At 75.2% G+C, this 19,537-nt stretch carries 19 protein-coding genes; 10 read left to right on the plus strand and 9 right to left on the minus strand.

Features of this window, described 5'->3' with window-relative positions; translation table 11 throughout:
* Window positions 1-349: 349 nt before the first annotated feature.
* A complete protein-coding gene (locus tag ACW69E_RS13600; RefSeq protein ID WP_457498474.1) occupies window positions 350-2,515 on the plus strand; it encodes a SpoIIE family protein phosphatase in 2,166 nt (721 codons plus the stop codon).
* Between the two features lie 160 nt (window positions 2,516-2,675).
* On the plus strand, window positions 2,676-3,794 hold the full coding sequence (locus ACW69E_RS13605; protein ID WP_457498475.1) for an NADH:flavin oxidoreductase: 1,119 nt from the start codon (window positions 2,676-2,678) through the stop codon (window positions 3,792-3,794).
* A 61-nt stretch (window positions 3,795-3,855) separates the two neighbouring features.
* Here the strand turns inward: ACW69E_RS13605 and ACW69E_RS13610 are convergent, their stop codons facing one another.
* Together ACW69E_RS13610 and ACW69E_RS13615 are read right to left on the minus strand one after the other, a co-directional pair.
* Window positions 3,856-4,227 (minus strand): signal peptidase I, encoded by a 372-nt coding sequence (locus ACW69E_RS13610; protein ID WP_457498476.1) that lies wholly within the window; start codon window positions 4,225-4,227, stop codon window positions 3,856-3,858.
* Window positions 4,228-4,345: 118 nt separating this feature from the next.
* The gene (locus ACW69E_RS13615) at window positions 4,346-5,044 is read right to left on the minus strand and encodes a formylglycine-generating enzyme family protein (protein ID WP_457498477.1); all 699 of its coding nucleotides are present in this window, start codon (window positions 5,042-5,044) and stop codon (window positions 4,346-4,348) included.
* 242 nt (window positions 5,045-5,286) lie between these two features.
* Here ACW69E_RS13615 and ACW69E_RS13620 point away from each other — a divergent pair, with 242 nt between their 5' ends.
* The 3 genes from ACW69E_RS13620 to ACW69E_RS13630 all read left to right on the plus strand — a co-directional run bounded on the left by ACW69E_RS13620 (window position 5,287) and on the right by ACW69E_RS13630 (window position 7,314).
* Window positions 5,287-5,595, plus strand: coding sequence for a general stress protein (locus tag ACW69E_RS13620; protein WP_457498478.1), 309 nt, complete (start codon window positions 5,287-5,289; stop codon window positions 5,593-5,595).
* A 241-nt stretch (window positions 5,596-5,836) separates the two neighbouring features.
* Complete coding sequence (locus ACW69E_RS13625) at window positions 5,837-6,094, plus strand: acyl carrier protein (protein WP_158239010.1); 258 nt, start codon at window positions 5,837-5,839, stop codon at window positions 6,092-6,094.
* A complete protein-coding gene (locus ACW69E_RS13630) occupies window positions 6,091-7,314 on the plus strand; it encodes a beta-ketoacyl-[acyl-carrier-protein] synthase family protein (RefSeq protein ID WP_457498479.1) in 1,224 nt (407 codons plus the stop codon). Before ACW69E_RS13625 ends, ACW69E_RS13630 begins: the two co-directional genes overlap by 4 nt.
* 94 nt (window positions 7,315-7,408) lie before the next feature.
* On the opposite strand, the gene ACW69E_RS13635 is transcribed toward ACW69E_RS13630, so the two are convergent.
* From ACW69E_RS13635 to ACW69E_RS13650, 4 genes are read right to left on the minus strand one after another with little or no spacing between them, the layout of a single operon-like run.
* The gene (locus ACW69E_RS13635) at window positions 7,409-8,116 is read right to left on the minus strand and encodes a sterol desaturase family protein (RefSeq protein WP_457498480.1); all 708 of its coding nucleotides are present in this window, start codon (window positions 8,114-8,116) and stop codon (window positions 7,409-7,411) included.
* Entirely contained in the window at window positions 8,113-9,147 is a 1,035-nt protein-coding gene (locus ACW69E_RS13640; protein ID WP_457498481.1) for an NAD-dependent epimerase/dehydratase family protein, read from the minus strand. The genes ACW69E_RS13635 and ACW69E_RS13640 overlap by 4 nt, the downstream gene beginning before the upstream one ends.
* Window positions 9,144-10,406, minus strand: coding sequence for an N-acetyltransferase (locus tag ACW69E_RS13645; protein ID WP_457498482.1), 1,263 nt, complete (start codon window positions 10,404-10,406; stop codon window positions 9,144-9,146). The genes ACW69E_RS13640 and ACW69E_RS13645 overlap by 4 nt, the downstream gene beginning before the upstream one ends.
* Complete coding sequence (locus ACW69E_RS13650) at window positions 10,403-11,635, minus strand: aminotransferase class I/II-fold pyridoxal phosphate-dependent enzyme (RefSeq protein WP_457498483.1); 1,233 nt, start codon at window positions 11,633-11,635, stop codon at window positions 10,403-10,405. The genes ACW69E_RS13645 and ACW69E_RS13650 overlap by 4 nt, the downstream gene beginning before the upstream one ends.
* 406 nt (window positions 11,636-12,041) lie before the next feature.
* Here ACW69E_RS13650 and ACW69E_RS13655 point away from each other — a divergent pair, with 406 nt between their 5' ends.
* From ACW69E_RS13655 to ACW69E_RS13665, 3 genes are all read left to right on the plus strand, one after another.
* Window positions 12,042-13,472, plus strand: a complete 1,431-nt coding sequence (locus ACW69E_RS13655) for a wax ester/triacylglycerol synthase domain-containing protein (protein WP_457498484.1) — start codon at window positions 12,042-12,044, stop codon at window positions 13,470-13,472.
* 31 nt (window positions 13,473-13,503) lie between these two features.
* Window positions 13,504-13,896, plus strand: a complete 393-nt coding sequence (locus ACW69E_RS13660) for a DUF2267 domain-containing protein (RefSeq protein ID WP_457498485.1) — start codon at window positions 13,504-13,506, stop codon at window positions 13,894-13,896.
* Between the two features lie 162 nt (window positions 13,897-14,058).
* Window positions 14,059-14,706, plus strand: coding sequence for a hypothetical protein (locus ACW69E_RS13665; RefSeq protein ID WP_457498486.1), 648 nt, complete (start codon window positions 14,059-14,061; stop codon window positions 14,704-14,706).
* 46 nt (window positions 14,707-14,752) lie between these two features.
* Here ACW69E_RS13665 and ACW69E_RS13670 read toward each other — a convergent pair whose 3' ends face one another.
* Window positions 14,753-15,208, minus strand: a complete 456-nt coding sequence (locus ACW69E_RS13670; RefSeq protein WP_457498487.1) for a tellurite resistance TerB family protein — start codon at window positions 15,206-15,208, stop codon at window positions 14,753-14,755.
* A 426-nt stretch (window positions 15,209-15,634) separates the two neighbouring features.
* Here ACW69E_RS13670 and ACW69E_RS13675 point away from each other — a divergent pair, with 426 nt between their 5' ends.
* Both ACW69E_RS13675 and ACW69E_RS13680 read left to right on the plus strand, forming a co-directional pair.
* Window positions 15,635-17,002, plus strand: coding sequence for a hemolysin family protein (locus ACW69E_RS13675; protein ID WP_457498488.1), 1,368 nt, complete (start codon window positions 15,635-15,637; stop codon window positions 17,000-17,002).
* Complete coding sequence (locus ACW69E_RS13680; RefSeq protein ID WP_457498489.1) at window positions 16,999-18,021, plus strand: hemolysin family protein; 1,023 nt, start codon at window positions 16,999-17,001, stop codon at window positions 18,019-18,021. Before ACW69E_RS13675 ends, ACW69E_RS13680 begins: the two co-directional genes overlap by 4 nt.
* Window positions 18,022-18,201: 180 nt before the next feature.
* Here ACW69E_RS13680 and ACW69E_RS13685 read toward each other — a convergent pair whose 3' ends face one another.
* Both ACW69E_RS13685 and ACW69E_RS13690 read right to left on the minus strand, forming a co-directional pair.
* Window positions 18,202-18,615 (minus strand): hypothetical protein, encoded by a 414-nt coding sequence (locus ACW69E_RS13685; RefSeq protein ID WP_457498490.1) that lies wholly within the window; start codon window positions 18,613-18,615, stop codon window positions 18,202-18,204.
* A 92-nt stretch (window positions 18,616-18,707) separates the two neighbouring features.
* Window positions 18,708-19,520, minus strand: coding sequence for an inositol monophosphatase family protein (locus ACW69E_RS13690; protein WP_457498491.1), 813 nt, complete (start codon window positions 19,518-19,520; stop codon window positions 18,708-18,710).
* Between the last annotated feature and the right edge of the window lie 17 nt (window positions 19,521-19,537).

Below are 19,537 nucleotides of genomic sequence, written 5' to 3' on the forward strand. Positions count from 1 at the left end.
TGCCAGGGCCTCCGGCGCGGACGACGACGTGGTGGACGCCGAGGTCCTCGACGAGGACCGGGACGACAGGGGCAGGGCGGCGTAGTCCGGCCGCGCCGCACGCCGCGGTCCGGGGCTGTCCGGAACCCGCCGGCCCGCCCGAACGGGTGCGGGCGCGCGGCGCAGGTGGCCGAGGGCGTCCGGCACTTGCTGGACTTACCGCGCCCCGTGCCGGAGTATCGAATTACCGCCCGTTCGAGATGGCCGGCCCGGGCCGGATCAGGCCGGGACGACGAGTGGGCCGGGGTTCGCAGTGGAGTGGGGAACACCGATGGAGGCACATGCGACGCATACGACCGCCGCGGCACCGGTGAACGGGGCACGTCCCGACACGCTCGCAGTCGACGAGACGCACGGCCTGTTCCGCGCCTCCGACGCCGTCTTCGCCGAACTGTCGGGTCCACGCCACGTCGTGGAGACGGCCAACCCCGCCTTCTTCCGGGCGCTGGGCCGGAAGGAGACCACCGGCGTCCCCCTTGCCGAGCTCGCCCCCGAACTCGCCGAGCAGGGAATCATGGACCTGCTCGACGGCGTCTACCGCACCGGCCGTCCCTACACCGCCCAGGGCGCCAGGATCCTGCTGGGCCCGCCGGAGGCGACGAACGAGGCGTACTACGACTTCACCTACGAGCCGCGCCGGGAGCCGGGCGGCCGGGTGGTCGGCGTCACCGCCCTGGGCGTGGACACCACCGCCGTCCGGCACGCCCGGCAGCTCGCCGCCGAGCAGCGCGCCCTGCTGGAGCAGATCGCCCTGGACGCGCCCGTAGGGGACGTCCTGCGTGCCATGACCGCCGCCATCGAGGAGCTCAACCCGGGAGTCCTGGTCTCGGTGCTCCTCGCCGACGCCGACGGCCGCCGTCTGCGCCACGGCGCCGCGCCGAGCCTGCCGGACTTCTACAACCGCGCCATCGACGGCATCGCCGTGGGCGAGGGCATCGGCTCGTGCGGCACCGCGGCCCACCGCCGCGAGACGGTCGTCGTCGCCGACATCGCCACCCACCCGTACTGGGCGGACTTCCGCGAGCCCGCCCTGAGGGCGGGGCTGGCCGCCTGCTGGTCCACTCCGATCACCGGGACGGACGGACGGCTGCTGGGCACCTTCGCGATGTACCACCGCGAACCGCTCATGCCCCGCGAGGCCGACCTGGCCCTGGCCGCCGCCTTCGCCCGTACCGCAGCCCTGGCGGTGGAGCGCCATCAGACCAAGCAGGCCCGCGAGCGGGCCGAGGCCAAGGAGCGGGCCGCCCGGCAGGACCTCGCCTTCGTCCTGGAGGCCAGCACCCGTATCGGCCGCGATCTGGACTTCGACGACAGCCTGCACCGGCTGGCCGAGCTGAGCGTCCCGGCGCTGGCGCCGATGAGCGCGGTGGACGTGCTCGACGGCGGACGGCTGAGGAGGGTCGCCGCGTTCGCCGCCGGGGACTGCGGTGAGCGGTGGCCGCAGGAGTCCGCGCGGAGCGGGCTCCGCCCGGACGGCGAGATGATGGCCCGGGTGCTGGAGACCGGGGGGACGGAGGTGGTCCGCCACGTCCCGCCGTCCCCGGGCCCCTGGCTGGAGCTGGGCGTCACCGGCTACGTGTGCGTACCGCTGAGCTGGAGAGGGGGCCCCTTCGCCGTGCTGACACTGCTGTTCACCGGGGAACACCCACTCCAGGGGCGCACGGTGGCGCTTGCCGAGGAGCTGGCCCGCCGCACCGCCGTCATCGCCCACAACGCGCGCCAGTACACCGAGCGGGTCGAGCTGGCCCGCGACCTCCAGGCAGGGCTGCTGCTGCCCGAACCGCCCGCCGTGCCCGGGGCCGAGGTCGCCACCTGCTACCGGCCGGCCGGCGAGGGGCTGGACGTCGGCGGCGACTTCTACGACGTCTTCCCGCTGGGCGGCGGTCGCTGGGCCTTCATGATCGGCGACGTGTGCGGGCGCGGCGCGTCGGCCGCCACCGTCACCGGGCTGGTCCGCCACACCGCCCGCGCCGTCGCCCGGCTCGTCGAGGACCCGGCCAGGACCGTCGCGGAGGTCAACACCGCGCTGCTGGAGGGCGTCCGGCACGGCAGCGCCTTCGTCACCCTCGTCTACGGCCGGATGACACCGGGCAAGGACGGGCTGGAGGTCGAGCTCGTCCGGGCCGGTCACGTCCCGCCCCTGGTGCGGCGCGGCGGCAGGCGGGTGGAGGAGATCACGGCCGGCGGGATGCTGCTGGGCATCGTCCCCGATCCGGCCGTCCGTACGGCGCGGCTGACCCTGCGGCCGGAGGAGACCCTGTTCCTGGTCACCGACGGTTTCACCGAGGCCCGTTCGGCCGACGGCCGGTTCCTCGGCGAGGAGGGCCTGGCCGCCGCCCTGGCCCGCGCCGGCCGCGAGGACGGCGCGGGCGCCCGGGAACTCCTGGACGAGGTGGTCGCCTCCGTCGACCGCTTCTCGGACGACGCGGCCCCCAGCGAGGACGACAGCGCGGCGCTGGTCATAACCGCCCGCTGACCGTCCCGCGGGCGGCCTCGCCGCCCGTCGGCCGGCCCTGTCCGCGGATGTCCGAAAACCCTTGCCGGTCAAGGGAATCGACCGGAGGCGGCATCGGTTGCACGGACCGTGCCGCGCCCCACCCGGACGCGGCCTCCCGACGACCGAAGGCGTACACCCCATGACCGACAACCCGTCCGCGCGCGCCCGGAACACGCTCGGCCGCCCCTTCTCCCTGGGCGGCCTCGCACTCCGCAACCGCATCGTGATGGCGCCGATGACCCGCCAGTTCTCGCCCGGCGGCGTGCCCGGCCCGGACGTGGCCGAGTACTACGCCCGCCGGGCAGCCGCCGAGGTGGGCCTGATCGTCACCGAGGGCACCTACGTCGACCACCCGTCGGCCGGCACCAGCGACCGGGTGCCCCGCTTCCACGGCGAGGACGCGCTCGCGGGCTGGGAGAAGGTGGCCGAGGCGGTCCACCGCGAGGGCGGGGCGGTCATGCCGCAGCTGTGGCACGTGGGCATGGTGCGCGCCGCCGGGGCCCCGCCGTTCCCCGATGCCCCGCGCACGGGCCCCTCGGGCATCCCCCTGGAGGGCGACGGGACCGGCCGTGCCATGACACGCTCCGACATCGACGACGTGATCGCCGCGTTCGCCGCCGGAGCCGCCGCGGCCGAGGCCAGGGGCTTCGACGGCGTCGAGATCCACGGCGCTCACGGCTATCTGGTCGACCAGTTCCTGTGGTCGCACACCAACCGGCGCACCGACGCCTACGGCGGCGACCTGGACTCCCGAGTCCGCTTCGCCGCGGAGATCGTGGCGGCCTGCCGCGAGGCCGTCTCCCCGCACTTCCCGATCAGCTTCCGCACCTCCCAGTGGAAGGCGAGCCACTACCAGGCCAGAATCGCCGAGACGCCCGAGGAACTGGAGGCCGTCCTGACTCCGCTGGCCGAGGCGGGGGCGGACCTCTTCCACTGCTCCACGCGCCGCTACTGGCTGCCGGAGTTCGAGGGATCCGACCTCAACCTGGCGGGCTGGGCGAAGAAGCTGACCGGCCGCCCCACCATCACCGTCGGTTCGGTCGGCCTGGACAACGAGTTCTTCGCCGCGTTCCAGGGAGCGGACGGCGGCCTCACGGACATCGACGCCCTGCTGGAGAGGCTGGAGCGCGACGAGTTCGACCTCGTGGCGGTCGGCCGCTCCCTGCTGGGCGACCCGGAATGGGCGGCGAAGGTGCTGGCCGGCCGCTTCGGTGACCTGCGTTCCTTCGACGCGGCCGGGCTCTCCGTCCTCCACTGATACTCGCGGTCGTCGGCCGGGCAGGGAGGGGGCGGGCGGCGGCCGGGTGGTGTTTCCGGTCTCACTCCCGCGGCGGCAGCGCGTAGCCGGGGACGGAGGGCCAGCGGACCGTCAGCAGCGTCGAGTCCTCCTCGGCGATCCAGGAGTGGTCCACGCCCCGGCCCCACACCACGTAGTCGCCCCGCTCGGCCAGGACGACGCTGCGGCCGGGGAACTCGACGCGGAAACGCCCCTCGATCAGGATCTGGAAGGTGGTGCGCTCCTCGCCGCGCACCCACTGCCGCCGCCGCTCGCCACGCGGGTGGACGCCCCACTTGATCTCCAGCGCCTCGCTGTGCCGGATGTCGCCCGCGTCCTTGAAGTGGCCCAGCAGCCAGCCCCGGTCCAGCGCCGCGTCCGGCCCGGCGCTGCCTGTGTACACGTTGTCGTCCATGCGCTCGGACGCTAACACCCGCGCCGGACGGGCGGGCCGGGTCTCCGCCGCTGCACCACCCGCAAGAAAAGTGTGCCAAGCGGTTTGCGGTACTCCCGTTGCCCGGTTCCGGCCGACGTCAGCGCAGGAGGGAGCGGGCGAGACGGAAGCCCACATCGTCGATCCGCAGGGTCGGATGACTGCGGCGGCGCACCGAGGCCCGGCAACTCCAGGGCTCGTCGAACCACCCGCCGCCGCGCAGCACTCGGTAGGGGCCGTAGACCTCGGGGTCGTAGCGGTCCCAGCACCACTCCCAGACGTTGCCGAGCATGTCGTACAGACCCCAGTCGTTGGGCCGTCTGCCGCCCACGGCGTGGACGCGCTCGCCGGAGTTGCCGCGATGCCAGGCGATCTCGTCGAGCGGGCCGTAGCGCGGGCCGGCCGTGCCCGCGCGGCAGGCGTACTCCCACTCGGCCTCGGTCGGCAGCCGGTACCCGTCGGCGCGCTCGTCCCACTCGACGCCCGTGCCGTCCCCGTCGCCACCGCCGCCGTCCGGGGGGATGCGGTAGGCGGGAGTCAGCCCCTCATGCAGGGACAGGGCGTTGCAGAACCGGACCGCGTCCAGCCAGGAGACGCCCTCGACGGGCAGCCGGCCGCCGTGCGCGGTGTCGGGCGGTGAGCCGGTGACCTGCGCGTACCAGGCCCGGGTGACGGGGAGGGCCGCGATCCGGTAGGGCGCGAGGTCGACCGGCCAACTGCGTTGTGTGCGGCGGTCCGACAGCGTCACCCGCCCCGGCGGGGCCGCGATCAGAGCGCCGTCCCCGGTGTCGGTGTCCATGGGCGGACGAGCCTAGCAAGGCGCTTGGGGGCCGATGTTCCAGTGGATGCCGCGCACCGGTTTCGGCCGTCGCTCGCCGCGGAATCCCGGGTTCCGTGCACCGTGCGGAGTTGGCGGCGCATGGGGGGAGTCGGACTCGAGTGTCAATCACATTTCTTGTGATTTGCGGTGATTACGACCAGGTGGGTCGGGCACCCGATGTTGCGAAGGGACCTGCAAGACAGCGAGTGAAGGGAGCAGTCATGGCTGCGTCCAACAACTCCAACAACCCCGGTAACTTCGCCAGCGACCGTGAGAGGGCCGCGGAGGCCGGTCGCAAGGGCGGTCACGAGAGCGGTGGCAACTTCGCCAACGACCCGCAGCGCGCCGCGGAGGCCGGTCGCCAGGGTGGCCACGAAAGCGGTGGCAACTTCGCCAACGACCCGCAGCGCGCGGCCGAGGCGGGCCGCCAGGGTGGCCACGAGAGCGGTGGCAACTTCGCGAACGACCGTGAGAGGGCCGCCGAGGCCGGCCGCAAGGGCGGCCAGAACAGCGACGGCGGGCAGCGGTAACCGGCCTCGCCGGAACCGCGCCAGCAGGCGCGGAAGCAACACCACGGCCCCGGTCCCTCCGGCGAAACGGAGGGGCCGGGGCCGAGCCCGTGTGCGGCGGGGACGCGGCCCGCTGCCTCGTACGGGTGAAATGCGCTTTCCGGGCCGTTCCGCTCCCGGTCCGGCCGTGCCGAGCCACAAGGATGGGGCGCGGAAGGGGGCCGGTTCCGGCCGGTCCGAGTTGAGCGCGCGAGGAGGCCCGATGGGCAAGGCATACGGCGTCGTTGCGGACATCCTGGTCGGCAAGTTCCAGTTCACCGAGGGCGAGCTGTCGCCCGGCGCCACGCTGGAGGAGATCGACCTGGACTCGCTGGGGCGGGTCGAGTTCGCCCTGACCCTGCGGGAGAGCACCGGTGTGCCGTTCGCGGACGACCAGATCACCCTGGACACCACGCTGGGGGAGATCGCCGACGCGGTCGAGGCCGCGTGGGGCGCGGGCACGGCGGTGGCTCCGCGGTGACCCGGCCCGACATCGCGGTGACCGGCCTGGGTGCGGTCACCCCGGCCGGGGCCGGGGTGGAGGAGACCTGGCGCCGGGTCTGCGACGCCTGCCCCACGGCCTCCCGGGACGGCGAACTGGCCGGTCTGCCGGTGGACTTCAGCTGCCGCGTCCCCGAGGTGGAAGTCGCCGACCGCAAGCGCCGGCGGCAGTTGTGGCGGCAGGACCGTTTCACCAGGATCGCGCTGGCGGCGGCCGACGAGGCGCTGCGGGACGCGCGGCTGGATCCGTCCTCCTGGGACGGGGCCCGGATGGGCACGGCCGTCGGGTGCAGCCTGGGTGGCGCCGCCACCTGGGAGACGGAGTTCGGCCGGATGCGGCGGGAGGGCCACGAGGCGGTGTCGCCGGTGGTCATCCCGAGGCTGCTGCCGAACATGGCGGCCGGCGAGGTGGCGCTCGCGCTGGGGGCGCGCGGTCCGAGCATGGCGGTCTCCACCGCCTGCGCATCGGGGGCCAGCGCGCTGGCGGTGGCCCGCGACTGGCTGGCCGCCGGTCTGTGCGACGTCGTCCTGGCGGGCGGCACGGAGGCCGCGGTCACGCCCCTGGTGGTGGCCGGGTTCCAGCGGGCCGGGGCGCTGTCGTCGCGCACCGGCGACCCGGCGGCGGCCTCACGGCCGTTCGCGGCTGACAGCGACGGGTTCGTGATGGCCGAGGCCGCGGCCGTCCTGGTGCTGGAGCGGCTGGAGGACGCGCGGGCGCGCGGTGTGCGCCCGCGCGCCCTGCTGGCCGGCTGCGGTACCAGCACCGACGCGCTCCACCCCACCGCGCCGCACCCCGAGGGCCGGTTCGCGGAGCTGGCGGTGACCGCGGCGCTGGCGGACGCGGGCCTGGAGCCGCGAGACGTCGACCACGTCAACGCGCACGCCACCTCCACCCCGCTGGGCGACGCGGCGGAGGCGAGGATGATCGCCAGGGTCTTCGGCCACGGTCCGAGCGTGACCTCGGCCAAGGGCGTTCTGGGGCACTCGCTGGGTGCCGCGGGTGCGGTGGAGGCGGTGCTCACGGCCTTGAGCATCGAGCGGTCCGCCGTGCCGCCGACGGCCAACACCGACGCGCCCGCGCCGGAGTTCGACATCGACCTGGTGACCAAGGCGGTGCGCGAGCAGCGTGTCGGCGTGGCCGTCAGCAACTCCTTCGGGTTCGGCGGTCACAACGTGTCCGTGGTGTTCCGGGCCGTCTGAGCCCGGCCGGCTCCCGGGGATCCGCTCCGGCCCGCCTTCCGGGCCCGCGTCCGCCGCCGGGCCCGGAACGCGGACCGGGTGGGGCCCGGCGCGCTCAGCGCACCGCCGCCCCGCCCGCCGCCGGACGCCCCGGGTCGGTACGCCCCGCCGGACGCTTTGGCGCGGTGCCGAAGACGTGGTCCCAGTAGGGGCAGCTCACCCCGAAACCGCGGCTGTCGTCCTGGAAGTGGTGGCGCAGGTGGTGTCTGCGCAGGCGGCGCCCGAGCGCGGTGGGCGGGCTGGGGCGGTGCAGGAGGAAGTGCAGCTCGTCGTAGAGGACGTATCCGGCGGTGAACCCGGCGGCGACCGCGTTGGCCGCGCCGCCGTCCAGAGCCAGGTGGAGGGCGGCGAAGGGGAGACCGGTCAGCAGCAGGCTGGCCAGGAGCGGCATGACCAGGCGGCGCGGGTCGTCGGGGTGGTCGTGGTGGACGCCGTGCACCATCCAGTGCAGCCGCCTGCCGCGCGCGCCGCGCGGGGTCATATGGAAGAGGGCCCGGTGCACCCAGTACTCCGTCAGCGTCCACAGCACGTAGCCGAGCAGGATGTGGCCGGCCAGGGCCGCCCAGCCCAGGCGGGGCGCGGCCAGGGCGGCGAGCAGGACGGTCAGGGGGCCGTAGAGGGCGACGGGCACGGCCGGGTGGACGCGGGTGAAGCGGTCCAGGAACGGGGAGCGGAACAGGGGCGGGGAGGCCCGCAGCCGTGCGGCCCGGCCGGTGCGGGGCCGGGCGGTGAGGGGCTGGGCGGGGCGGGACTGGGGCGTCAAGACTGGGTCCTCTCGGGGACGGGCTCGGGTGCGGGTGCGGGTGCGGGTGCGGGTGCGGGGCGCAGGGCGTCGGCGAGGCCCGCGGGCCAGACGGCCTCGGGGGTGAAACCGAGGTCGCGGGTGGCCCGTTCATGGCCGCAGACCCAGGCGGGGTGGGCCAGTTCGCGGACCTTGTCGCGGCAGAACACCGACGGCCGCCCCCTGATCCGAGCCGCCGCCTCGGCGCACCGGGCGGCGGCGTACGCCACCGGGAGGGGGAGCGGGACGGCGGTGGGCGGGCGGTGGCCGGTCACCGCCGCCACGGCCGCCGCGAGGCTCTGCCAGCTGTGCCCGGCGCCGTCACCGGCGTGGTAGATCCCGCGGGAGCCCTCGCCGGGGCCGACGGTCGCGCCGCGGTCGGCCGCGGCGAGCAGCAGGCGGCACAGGTCGTCGACGTGGATCAGCGAGTAGCGGCGCGGCCCGAAACCGCACACGGGCAGCACGCCGCAGCGCACGGCGGCCAGCAGCGCGGGCAGGAAGTCGGTGTCGCCGGGGCCGTGGACGATCGGCGGGCGCACGACGGTGCCGGGCACGGCACCGGCCACGGCGCGCAGCGCCTCCTCGCCGGCGAGCTTGCTGCGGCCGTACGCCGACACCGGCGCGGGCGGGTCGTCCTCGCGGCGCGGTCGGCCGGACGGGGAGGGCCCGGCGGCGGCCAGGGAGGAGCAGTGGACCAGCCGGGGCGGGCGCGGCAGCTCGGCCAGGGCCTCGCACAGACGGCGGGTGCCGGCGGCGTTGACGGGGGCGTAGCCGTTCGGGCGGGCGGCCCTGACGGCGCCGGCCAGATGGATCACGCGGTCGGCGCCCCAGGCGGCGGCCCGGCGCAGGCCGCGGCCGTCCGCGAGGTCGCCGTCCAGCCGCTCCACCGGTGCCGGGAGCCGGGCCCGGGCGGGATCCCGTACCAGGGCGGCGACGGTGTGGCCCTCGGCCAGCAGCCGGCGCACCAGATGGGTGCCGACGAAGCCGGTGGCGCCGGTGACCAGATATCTCACCGACGGGCTCCGGGGACGGCCGTGGGCGGGGTCGCGGCGGTGGGGCGCAGTCCGCGGCCGTCCGCGAGGTCGCGCCGGTAGAGGCGGTGCCTGCGGTGGAGGACGCCGCCGAAGGCCTGGGCGTAGCGGTTGGCGTCACGGTTGTCCTCCAGCAGCCAGGAGAACTCGCTCTCGGCGTAGCCCAGGCGGAAGGCCGACCGCTGGGCCTCGGCGAGCAGCGCGGCGGTCAGCCCGCGGGCGCGGTGGGCGGCCCGTACGCCGGTGAGGATCACCCGGGCCCGGTCGATGCGCCGGGCGGCCCGGGCCGTGCGCAGCCACCCCAGAGGGCGCCCCAGAGAGCGCTCCAGGGGTGTGCCGCGGGCGGCGCGCAGCGCCTGGTTGACGTCGGGCAGCCAGAAGGTGAAGGCGACCGGTTCGCCGCCCACCTCGGCGAACCACACCAGCTCCGGCCGTACCAGCGGGCGCAGCCGGTCCATCGCGTGGGAGAACTCGCGGCCGGTCATGGGGACGGAGGCGTAGTTGCCGGACCAGGCGTCGGTGTAGATGTCGCGGACGGCGGCCAGGTCCGCCTCCCGGCGACAGGGGTCCAGGTGCCGCAGTCGTACGTCCGGCGCGTCCGCTGCCCAGCGGGCCGCGCGGGCGGCGGCCCCGGGCGGCTCGCCGCCCGGCGGCACGGGGACGCGCCAGGACAGCAGGTCCTTGGCCTTGGCCAGCCCGCAGGCGGCGTACAGGGCGGGGTAGTAGGCGGGGTTGTACGGCATCATCACGGTGGGCGGGCCGTCGAAGCCCTCGACGAGGACCCCGCACTCGTCGTGGACGGAGAAGCCCAGCGGGCCGAGCATCGTCTCCAGGCCGCGTTCGCGCAGCCAGCCGGCGGCCGCGTCGAAGAGGGCGGCGGCGGCTTCGGGGTCGTCGGCGCACTCGAAGAGGCCGAACAGGCCGCCGCGCGCGTCGTGGAGGGCCTGGTAGCGGGAGTCGACGGCGGCGGCGATCCGCCCGACCGCCTTCCGGCCCCGGCGGGCGAGGAACAACTCGGCCGTGCCGACTTCGAAGAACGGGTTGCGCCGTCGGTCGACAAGGGCCCTCTGGTCGCCCTTGGCGGGCGGCACCCGGTACGGGTCGCCGCGGTGCAGGGCGCGGGGGAGGGCGGCGAAGGCGGCGGTGTCCGCGCGCCCGCGCACCGGACGGACGGTCAGGGGTGCGGAGGTGACGGGGGAGGCGCTCGCGGGGAGTGTGGGGCGCGCGGGAGAGATGTTCACGCCACCACCGCCTCGGACCGCCCGGGCCCGCCCGGCGCCGGCAGGAGCGTGCCCAGGCCGCGCCGTACCCGGGCGAAGGCGTCCAGGACGCGGGTGATGTGGTCGTCGGTGTGGATCGCCTGGGGAGTCACCCGGATCAGCGCCCGGTTGCGGGCCACGGCCGGCGCCACCACGGCGTTGGTGAACACCCCGGCGTCCAGCAGTTCCTGCCACACCCGCAGGCACAGCCGGGAGTCGCCCACGTACACCGGCACCACCGGGGTGGTCGAGTCGCCGGTGTCCCAGCCCAGCGACCGCAGCCCGGCGAGCAGCCGCCGGGCGTGGCCGAACACCCGTTGTCTGCGCTCCGGCTCGGACTCGATGATGTCCAGCGAGGCCAGGGCGGCGGCCGCCGAGGGCGGCGGCATCGCGGCCGAGAAGAGGACGGAGCGGGCGCTGTGGCGCAGGTGCTCGACGACGGAGGCGGGGCCGATCAGCATCCCGCCGACGGAGCCGAAGCACTTCGACAGCGTCCCGGTGACCAGGTCCACCTCGCCGGTCAGCCCGAAGTGCTCGGTCACGCCGCGTCCACCGGCGCCCAGCAGGCCGATGTCGTGGGCGCCGTCCACCACCAGCCGGGCGCCGTGGCGCCGGGCCAGCTCCACCAGGCCCGGCAGCGGGCACAGATCGCCCTCCATGGAGAACATGCCGTCGGTGACGATCAGACGGCCGCGGCCGGGCTCGGAGATGGACTCGGAGGCGGCCAGCAGGCGGCCGAGATGGGCGAGGTCGCGGTGGCGGTAGCGGTGGTGGGCGGCGCCGCCGAGCCGGACGGCGTCCACCAGCGAGGCGTGGTTGGACATGTCGGCGAAGACGGCGTCGCGCTCGTCCAGCAGGGCGGCGAGCGCGAGGTTGGCCTGGAAGCCGGTGGTGGTCACCAGGGCCGCCTCGCCGCCGACGAAAGCGGCCAGCCGGCCCTCCAGTTCCTCGTGGAGGGCGAGCGTGCCGTTGAGCACGCGGGAGCCGGAGCAGGAGACGCCGTGGCGGCGCAGCGCGCGGGCGGCGGCCTCGGTCACCCGGGGGTCGGCCGACAGCCCCAGATAGTCGTTGCATCCGGCCATGACCACCGTGCGGCCGTCGATCCCGACCTCCGCGCCCCGGGAGGAGAGAGGGCGGTAGTAGGGCCGGGACGTGCTCTGCTCCGCCAGGCGGTGGAGAGCCGACCGTTCTTTTCCGAAGACATCCGCCATGCTGTTCCCCGAGGAGTTCGCGTCGAGAAGGTTGCGTCGGTTTTCCGATGGGTGTTCGTGTTCTTTTGCGACCGGAGACCGGCTACCGGCCTCCAGTGGCCGGCGATCGGTGTCCGCGATTTCACGGGAGACGGCTCCGAATTCCCTCCGGTGGCTCCGTGGGCCGGGCTCGGCGCGGCGTCGGGCGGCTTCCCGGGGACGCCCACCGGCCGCACGTTCACAGGTCCGGTCGCCGTTCTGATCGCCGCGCCGTCCGGGACCGCAGGTGCGTCGGTCCTCTTCCCGCCGGGCGTTCCGCCAGAATACTGACACAGGAACAGAAAAGGCGCGGACAGGTGACTCGTGTGTTTTCCGGGTGAACCGTCGAAGGTTTGCGCGAGTTCTCGATGAGTGAGCGGGAAGGCGTATGGAGACGAGCACCGCCCTGTCGCCGGTGGAGGAAGTCCACTGCGGTGCGCGGGGAGTTCCCGAAACGGTCGGAATGGCAGCGCTGTTCACCGGCGGGCCGCCGGACGCGGACGCGCTGCGCGCCCGCGTCCTGGAGCGCTGGGGCCGCCTTCCCCGGCTGCGTCTGGTGCTGCTGCCCCCCGCCCCGCCGGCCCGGCTGCGCGGGCACCGCTGGCTGCCGCTCGACCGGTTCGAGGTCCGCCGCCACGTCACTGTCGTCAACGCCGCCGACACCACCGACACCGCCGCTGATGCCGCAGACAGCGGTGACGGTGCCGCGTTCACCGCCCTGCTCGGCCGGCTCGTCACCCGCGCCCTGCCCGCCGGGCTGCCGCCCTGGCGGCTGACGCTGGTACGGGGCGCGGGCCGGGGGCGGTTCGCCGTCGTGCTGACCGCCCACCACGCCCTGCTGGACGGCCGGTCCCTGGAGATCCTGCTCAGCCGCCTGTTCGACGGCACCCCAGGGCGTGGCGTCCGCAGGGGCACGGGCGTGGGGGCGGTGGGAGCGCTCGGGGCCGCCCGCTTGGACCGCTCCCGTCCGCCCGCGGCACCCGGCGCGGGGCCCGGCCGGGCCCTGCCGCTGCCGCCCGGCCTCCGCCCGCGCCCGGACCTGGCCTGGACGGAGGTGGACGCGGAGGCGGTGCGGGCCGCCCGCCGCGCCCTGCCCGGCCTGGGCGCCACCCTCAACGAGGTGCTGCTGGCCGCCGCCGCGGGCGCCCTGCGCACCGTCCACGGCGACCCGGACCGCTGGCCCGGCGCACCGCGCCCGCTGTACGGCTCCTTCCCGGTGGACCTGCGCACGCCGCAGGAGGACCGGATGCTCGGCACCGCCGTCTCGGCGGTGCGGGTGCCGCTCCCCGTGACCGCCGCCGGCCCCGCGGAGCGGCTGGCGGCCTGCCGGGGCGCGCTGGCAGCCTTCGGCCCCCTCCGTGGCGGTGCGGACACCGTCCGCCGCGCGGTCGGCGCCGCCGGACTGCTGGGCCCCTGGGCGGTGCGCCTGCTGGCCTCGCTGAGCTGCTCGCCGGGCTTCTGCCCCGTGACCTGCCTGGCCTTCGGCTGGCCGCGCGGCCCGTGGTCCCTGGACGGGCGGCCGCTGGAGCGGATCGTCCCCCTGCCGCCCGTACTCGCCCCCGGGACCGCCTGCCTGGCCCTGACCGACTACGCGGGCGCCTACACCCTCACCGCCGTCACCCACACCCTCCCCGGCGGGGCCCGGCTGCTGGCCGGCGCACTCACCCGCGAACTGGCCCTCCTCGCCCGCCTGCCCGAGCCCGTGACCGGCGCACCCGGCGCGCCGGGCGGCCCCACGAGGTCCGGCCCCGCGCGAACGTCTCGCGCCGGGCGATTCGCCGGCGCGATCCGTGGAACGCGGAACGGGCCGCCGAGGTGATGTCCGCCGACCGACGAGGAGGGGTGCGGCGATGAGGTACGACGAGTTCCTCGCCCGGGTCCGCGAGCTGGGGGAGTACGAGAACCGGCGGGAGGCCGAGGAGGTGACCACGGCCGTGCTGGAGGTGCTCGCCTCCCGCATCACCCCCGGGGAGACCGAGGACCTGGCAGCCCAGCTCCCCGGCCCGCTGGGCGACTTCCTGATGGAGAGCAGCCCGGAGAGGCCCGGGACGTACGGCGTGGAGGAGTTCTGCCGGCGGGTGGGGGAGCGGACCGGGTCGCGGCCCAGGACCGCGGAGTGGGACGCCAGCGCCGTGCTGTCCACCACCGCCGGGGCGATCTCCGGGGGCGAGCTCAACCAGGTGCTGAGCCAGCTGCCCTCCGGCTACGCGGCGCTGTTCGGCAAGCCGGAACTGAGCGACTGAGCCCGCCGGGAGCCGGGTTCGGCCGTTGAGGGGTGAGAGGCGGCGGAGTCGCGGCGTGACGGCGCGCGGCGCACGCCGCGCCACCTCCCGGCGCACACAACAACCACATTCGCTCTGCGTAACCACTTGTCACGCTGAGCTATCAGAGGTCACCGTGGGGGCGTGACGAACGAACCCTCGACTTCCTCCGTCCGCTCCGACCGCCCCGCCGGGCCCGTACGGCATCTGCCGTGGCCCGGTGCGCGCCCGGCCGTGCCCGGTCCGGTCCGGGCCGTGTCCCGCCCGGGCCGGTGGGACGGGCGCGTACGCGCCTACCGGGCCGACGTCACCGCCGAGGGGCCGGTGGACGGCGCCCCCGTCGCCGTACTGCTGGGCAGGTACACCGGCCCCAGCGGAGGGCTCGCGCTGCGGTGGCTGCGCGGACAGGCCCGCCGGATCGCCGACGGGCTCGACCCCGACCCGGCGACGGCCCGCTGGGCGGGGCGTGGCACGCTCGGCCGCGTGCCGGACCGGCCCGGCCGGAGCGCCGACGTGCCCGCCGAGCTGCGGCGGTGGTGCGCGGACGGGGAGTCGCAGGAGGCCGCGGCCGAACGGCTCGCCGAGGGGCTGTCGTTCCGGCTCACCGCCGCCGACGACACCGGGAGTTACATGCTGCGGGTGTGGCCCGTCGGCGTGGTCGTCCCCCGGTCGGGCGCGTCGCCGTTCACCTATGTGCGGTGGCCCCACCAGCTCCCGCCCTGGTCACCGGAGCCCCGTCCCGCCGCGGCCTCCCCGCACCGGGGGACGGGATCGCGCCTCCGCTCCCGGTGACCGGGGCGGGCCCGGCGCCGGCCGCCCGGACGGTGCGGCGGGCCGCTCAGAGCCCGAACTCGTGGAGCGGCAGGTCGAGCAGGTGGCAGACCTCGCGGACCACCACCAGTTCGGCCGCGTCGAAGTAGCCGTCGGCCCCGCCGACGGCTATGCCGATACGGACGACGGCGCGGGCCTCGGAGGGCCTGCGAGCGGCTTTGGCGACCTCCCGCAGTGCCTCGGCCCGGTTGAGGTGGAAGTCGGTGGTGAGCCGGTCCAGCCAGCCCTCGAAGTGGTCACGCAGTTCGTCGGCGGGGAAGCTCCGCAGTACCTCGTCGTGCTCGATCAACTGGGCGACGCGGCGTCGTTCGGCCGGGTCGATCGTCCCGTCCGCCGCGGCGACCAGCGCGCACATCGCCATGGACGCGTCGCGGAACGCGCCGCCCGTCAGCTCGTTCCTCTTCGCCGCCAGCCGGAGTCGCGCTGTCCGGGCGGACTCCGCGAGGCGGTTCCACAGGGGCATGAACACTCCGGGTATCGGGAGGAGGCCGGGCCGCGCCGACGCGGTGGACGGAAATCGTAGGGGCTCGGGCCCCGCCTCCGCGTCCTCGTTCCCAGGGTTTCTACAGAATCGTAGAATCAGGGAGGTGCCGCACTGTCGCCGGGGTGCCCTGGAGAGGGTGGGGCGCCCTCCGGTGCCAGGGGTCCCGGCGCCGGGGTGTGGTGGAGCGGGGTGAGTGCCGGGGGCGGGCCCCCGGGGTGGCTTTCCGGCCCCGTGGTGCTGTTTTGCCAATCCTTTACACTTCCTCGGGAGGCCTCGGCCCGGCCCGAGGTACCCGAACCAGGACCGACACAGAAGGAGCAGCACACTCGCCATGGGCGAACCTCCCAGTACCAGCCGTGCCATCCGCGGCCGCTCCGCGACGATTCCGGGAGCGGGGGTGGCACGGTGACCGAAGTCCTTCTCCTGCTGGCGGCCCTGGCCCTCGTTCTGGCCTGCGGGGTCTTCGTGGCCGCCGAGTTCTCCCTGACCACCGTCGAGCGCGGTGAGCTGGAGCGCGCCGCCCGCCAGGGGGAGCGCGGCGCCGAGGGCGCGCTCAAGGCCGTCCGGCAGCTCACCCTCCAGCTCTCCGGCGCCCAGCTCGGCATCACCGTCACCTCGCTGGTCATCGGCATGCTCGCCGAACCGTCCCTGGCCGCGCTGCTGCGCGGACCGCTGCGCGACGCCGGACTGGGCTCCGCCGCCTCCACGGTGGCCACCGTGCTGGGTGTGGCCGTCTCCACGGTCGTGCTGATGGTGGTCGGCGAGCTGGTGCCCAAGAACTGGGCCATCTCCAGCCCGCTGGCGGTCGCCCGCGTCGTCGCCGGCCCGCAGCGCGGCTTCACCGCCGTCTTCGGGCCCTTCATCCGCCATCTGAACGGCACCGCGAACGGCTTCGTGCGCCGCTTCGGCCTGGAGCCCACCGAGGAACTGGCCTCCGCCCGCAGCCCGGACGAACTGGTCTCCCTGGCCCGCCGCTCCGCCAGGGAGGGCGCGATCGAGGAGGACTCCGCCGAGCTGTTCGTACGCACCCTCCACCTGAGCGAGCTGAGCGCGGAGAACGTGATGACGCCGCGCGTGGACGTCCGCGCCCTGGAGGCGCACGCCACCGCCGCCGACGCCGAGAACCTCACCCTGGCCACCGGCCTGTCGGTCTTCCCCGTCTACCGCGACACCCTGGACGAGGTGATCGGCACCGTTCACATCCGCGACGTCCTGGCCCTCCCGGCCGGCCGGCGCTCCGCCACCCCCGTCACCGAACTGCTCGGCGAACCGCTGCTGGTCCCCGAGACCCTGCCGGTGGACCGGCTGCTGGAGCGCCTGCGCGCCCGCCGCACCATCGCGGTCGTCATCGACGAGTACGGCGGCACCGCCGGGGTCGCCTCGGTGGAGGACATCGTCGAGGAGGTCGTCGGCGAGGTTCGCGACGAGCACGACCCGCTGGAGGAGCCCGACCTGCGCCCCGCCGCCCCCGCACCCGGTGGACGGGCGCGCTGGGAGGCCGACGGCGGCGCCCGCCTGGACGTGCTGGCCGCGATCGGACTGGCCGCGCCCGAGGGGCCCTACGAGACCGCCGCCGGCCTGATCGCCGCCCGCCTGGAACGCATCCCCGTACCCGGCGACACCGTCGGGATCGACGGCTGGGAGCTGCGTGTCCTCGACGTCGAGCACCACCGCGCCGACCGCATACGGATCACCGCGCCCGGAGAGACCGCCTCCGAGGAGGCCGCCTCCGCCGGGGCGGCCGGCCGCACCCACCGGGAGGACGCCCTATGACCGCCCTGCAGCTGACCATCGGCGCCCTGATGATCCTGGTGAACGCCTTCTTCGTCGGCGCCGAGTTCGCCCTGATCTCGGTGCGCCGCAGCCAGATCGAGCCGCACGCCGAGAAGGGAGTCAGGCGCGCCCGCACCACCCTGTGGGGCCTGGAGCACCTGTCGGCGATGATGGCCACCGCCCAGCTGGGCATCACCGCGTCCTCCCTGGTGCTGGGCGCGGTCGCCGAACCGGCGATCGCCCACCTGCTGGAGCCGCCGTTCGAGGCCGTCGGCGTCCCCGGCGCCCTGGTCCACCCGATCGCCTTCGTCATCGCGCTGGCTCTGGCGACCTATCTGCACATGCTCATCGGCGAGATGGTGCCGAAGAACATCGCCCTGGCCGCACCCGTGCCCACCGCACTGCTGCTCGGACCGCCGCTGGTCGCCCTCACCCGGGGCCTGCGGCCGGTGATCTTCGGTATCAACGCCTTCGCCAACGCCCTGCTGCGTCTGCTCAGGGTCGAGCCCAGGGGCGAGGTCGCATCGATCTTCACCAACGCCGAACTCACCCGCATGGCACGGGAGGCCAGCGAGGCCGGACTGATCGAGCCGGGTGGTCACGAGCGGCTGCGCGAGGCCCTGGAACTGGGCAGCCGCCCGGCGTCCGAGGTGCTGGTGCCCCTGGCCGAGATGCACACCGTCGGCCACACCGTCACCCCCGACCAGCTGGAGCGCACCGCCACCACGGTCGGTTTCTCCCGGCTGCCGGTCACCGGACCCGGCGGTGCGGTGCTGGGATATCTGCACGTCAAGGACGCCATCGGCGTGGTGCACCGCGACCGGCCCTTCCCGTCCGAGGCGCTGCGCGCCGTCGTACGCGTCGGGGCGGGCACCCCGCTGGACGACGTCCTCACCACCATGCGCGCCGGCGGCACCCACCTGGCCGCCGTCACCGGCGACCGCGACGAGCTGCTGGGCTTCGTCACCATGGAGGACGTCCTGGAGAAGCTGGTCGGCCCGGCCCCGGCCGCGCACTGAGCGTCCGCCCGGGCCGACCTCCGGCGGACCGTCCGAGGGAGCGCCGCCGCGCGTACGGGCGCCGGTTTTCCGCCTCCCGCCGTGCCCGGGGCGCGGCGGGAGGCAGGCGCCGCCCGCCTGTCCGGCTGCGGCGGCGGGACGACAGACGCCATGGGAGCCGGGACGGCGGGGGAGCGGCGCCTACCACTCCCCCGCCTTCTCCGGTTCCTTGTCCTCCCCCTCGTCCAGGTCGTTCCACTTGGCCACGTAGACCAGCGCATGGCCGTAACCGGGCCAGACCGCGGGGCAGGGCGGGCCGATGTGGACCTCGGTCGTGATGTCGGACCGGTCTTCGGGACTCCCCATCAGGAGCATCTTCAGTTCGGAGACGATCTCCTGCAGGTTCTGCGCGGTCTCGGGCGTCTCCCGGGGAACCGCCGCGTGGATGACGACCTCGCCGGGGCGCGGTTCCACCGACAGCCCCAGGACGTCCCCGCCGACGCGGCCCAGCGCGGCCTGGCAGGTCCGCAGGAGGAGTTGGTCGCGGCGGAGCAGTGCCTGTACTTCGTCGGGCGGCAGACTGGGCGCGTAGTACAGCTCAGCGGGGTGGCGCATGCGCGTACGGTAGGGGCTCGCCGCGTGCTCCGCCACGGGAACGCACGCATCCGTATCGCACCGTCACCGGGCCCGCCCCGGCCCGCGTCCGGCTACCGGAGCCGGGCCCGGCTCAGGGCGGCCAGCTCCCGGGCCAGCGGCCCGTTCGCCGCCACCAGGACCGGGGCACCGAAGACGTACGGCCGCCCGTCGCCGTCCAGCACCGTCCACCCGCGGCGGCGCAGCAGCGCCACTCCGGCGGCCACGTCCCACGGCTTGGCGCCGACGCAGACGCAGGCGTCCAGCCAGCCCTCGGCCACGCCGATCAGGTCCATGCTCATACAGCCCTGCATCCGCACCCGGTAGGCCCCGTCCAGCAGGGCGGCCAGCAGCCTCCCGGACGGGGAGCCGACGCCCCCGGCGCCCGTGACGCCGACCACCGCCCGGGACAGCTCCCGGGCGCCCTCACCCGCCGCGTCCGCGCCGGGGACCGCGTCCGTGCCCGGTCCCGTGCTCCAGCGGCGGTCCAGGGCGGGGGCGTGGAGCACGCCCAGCGCGGGCTCGCCACCGTCCACCAGACCCAGGGAGACGGCGTGCAGCGGGGCACCGCGGGTGAAGTTCATCGTGCCGTCGATCGGATCCAGCAGCCAGCAGCGGGACGGTACCGAATCCCCGTCCTCCCGGTCGGTCTCCTCGCCGACGACCGGGATGCCGGGCGTGCGCTCCTGCAGCACACGCGTGATGCGCCGCTCCACCTCGGCGTCGGCGTCGGTGACCTCCTCGCCCGACGCCTTGAACCTCCGCTTCGACCACTCGTCCCCCGCCTCCGCGAGCCATCCGACCCCGGCGTCGACGGCCGCCCCGGCGGCGTCGAGCAGACGGGCGAGCGGCTCACGGTCGGATCCCACATCAGGTTCGGTGCGCATTCCACCAGTGTTTCCGA

Source organism: Streptomyces sp. SS8 (genome assembly GCF_054072955.1).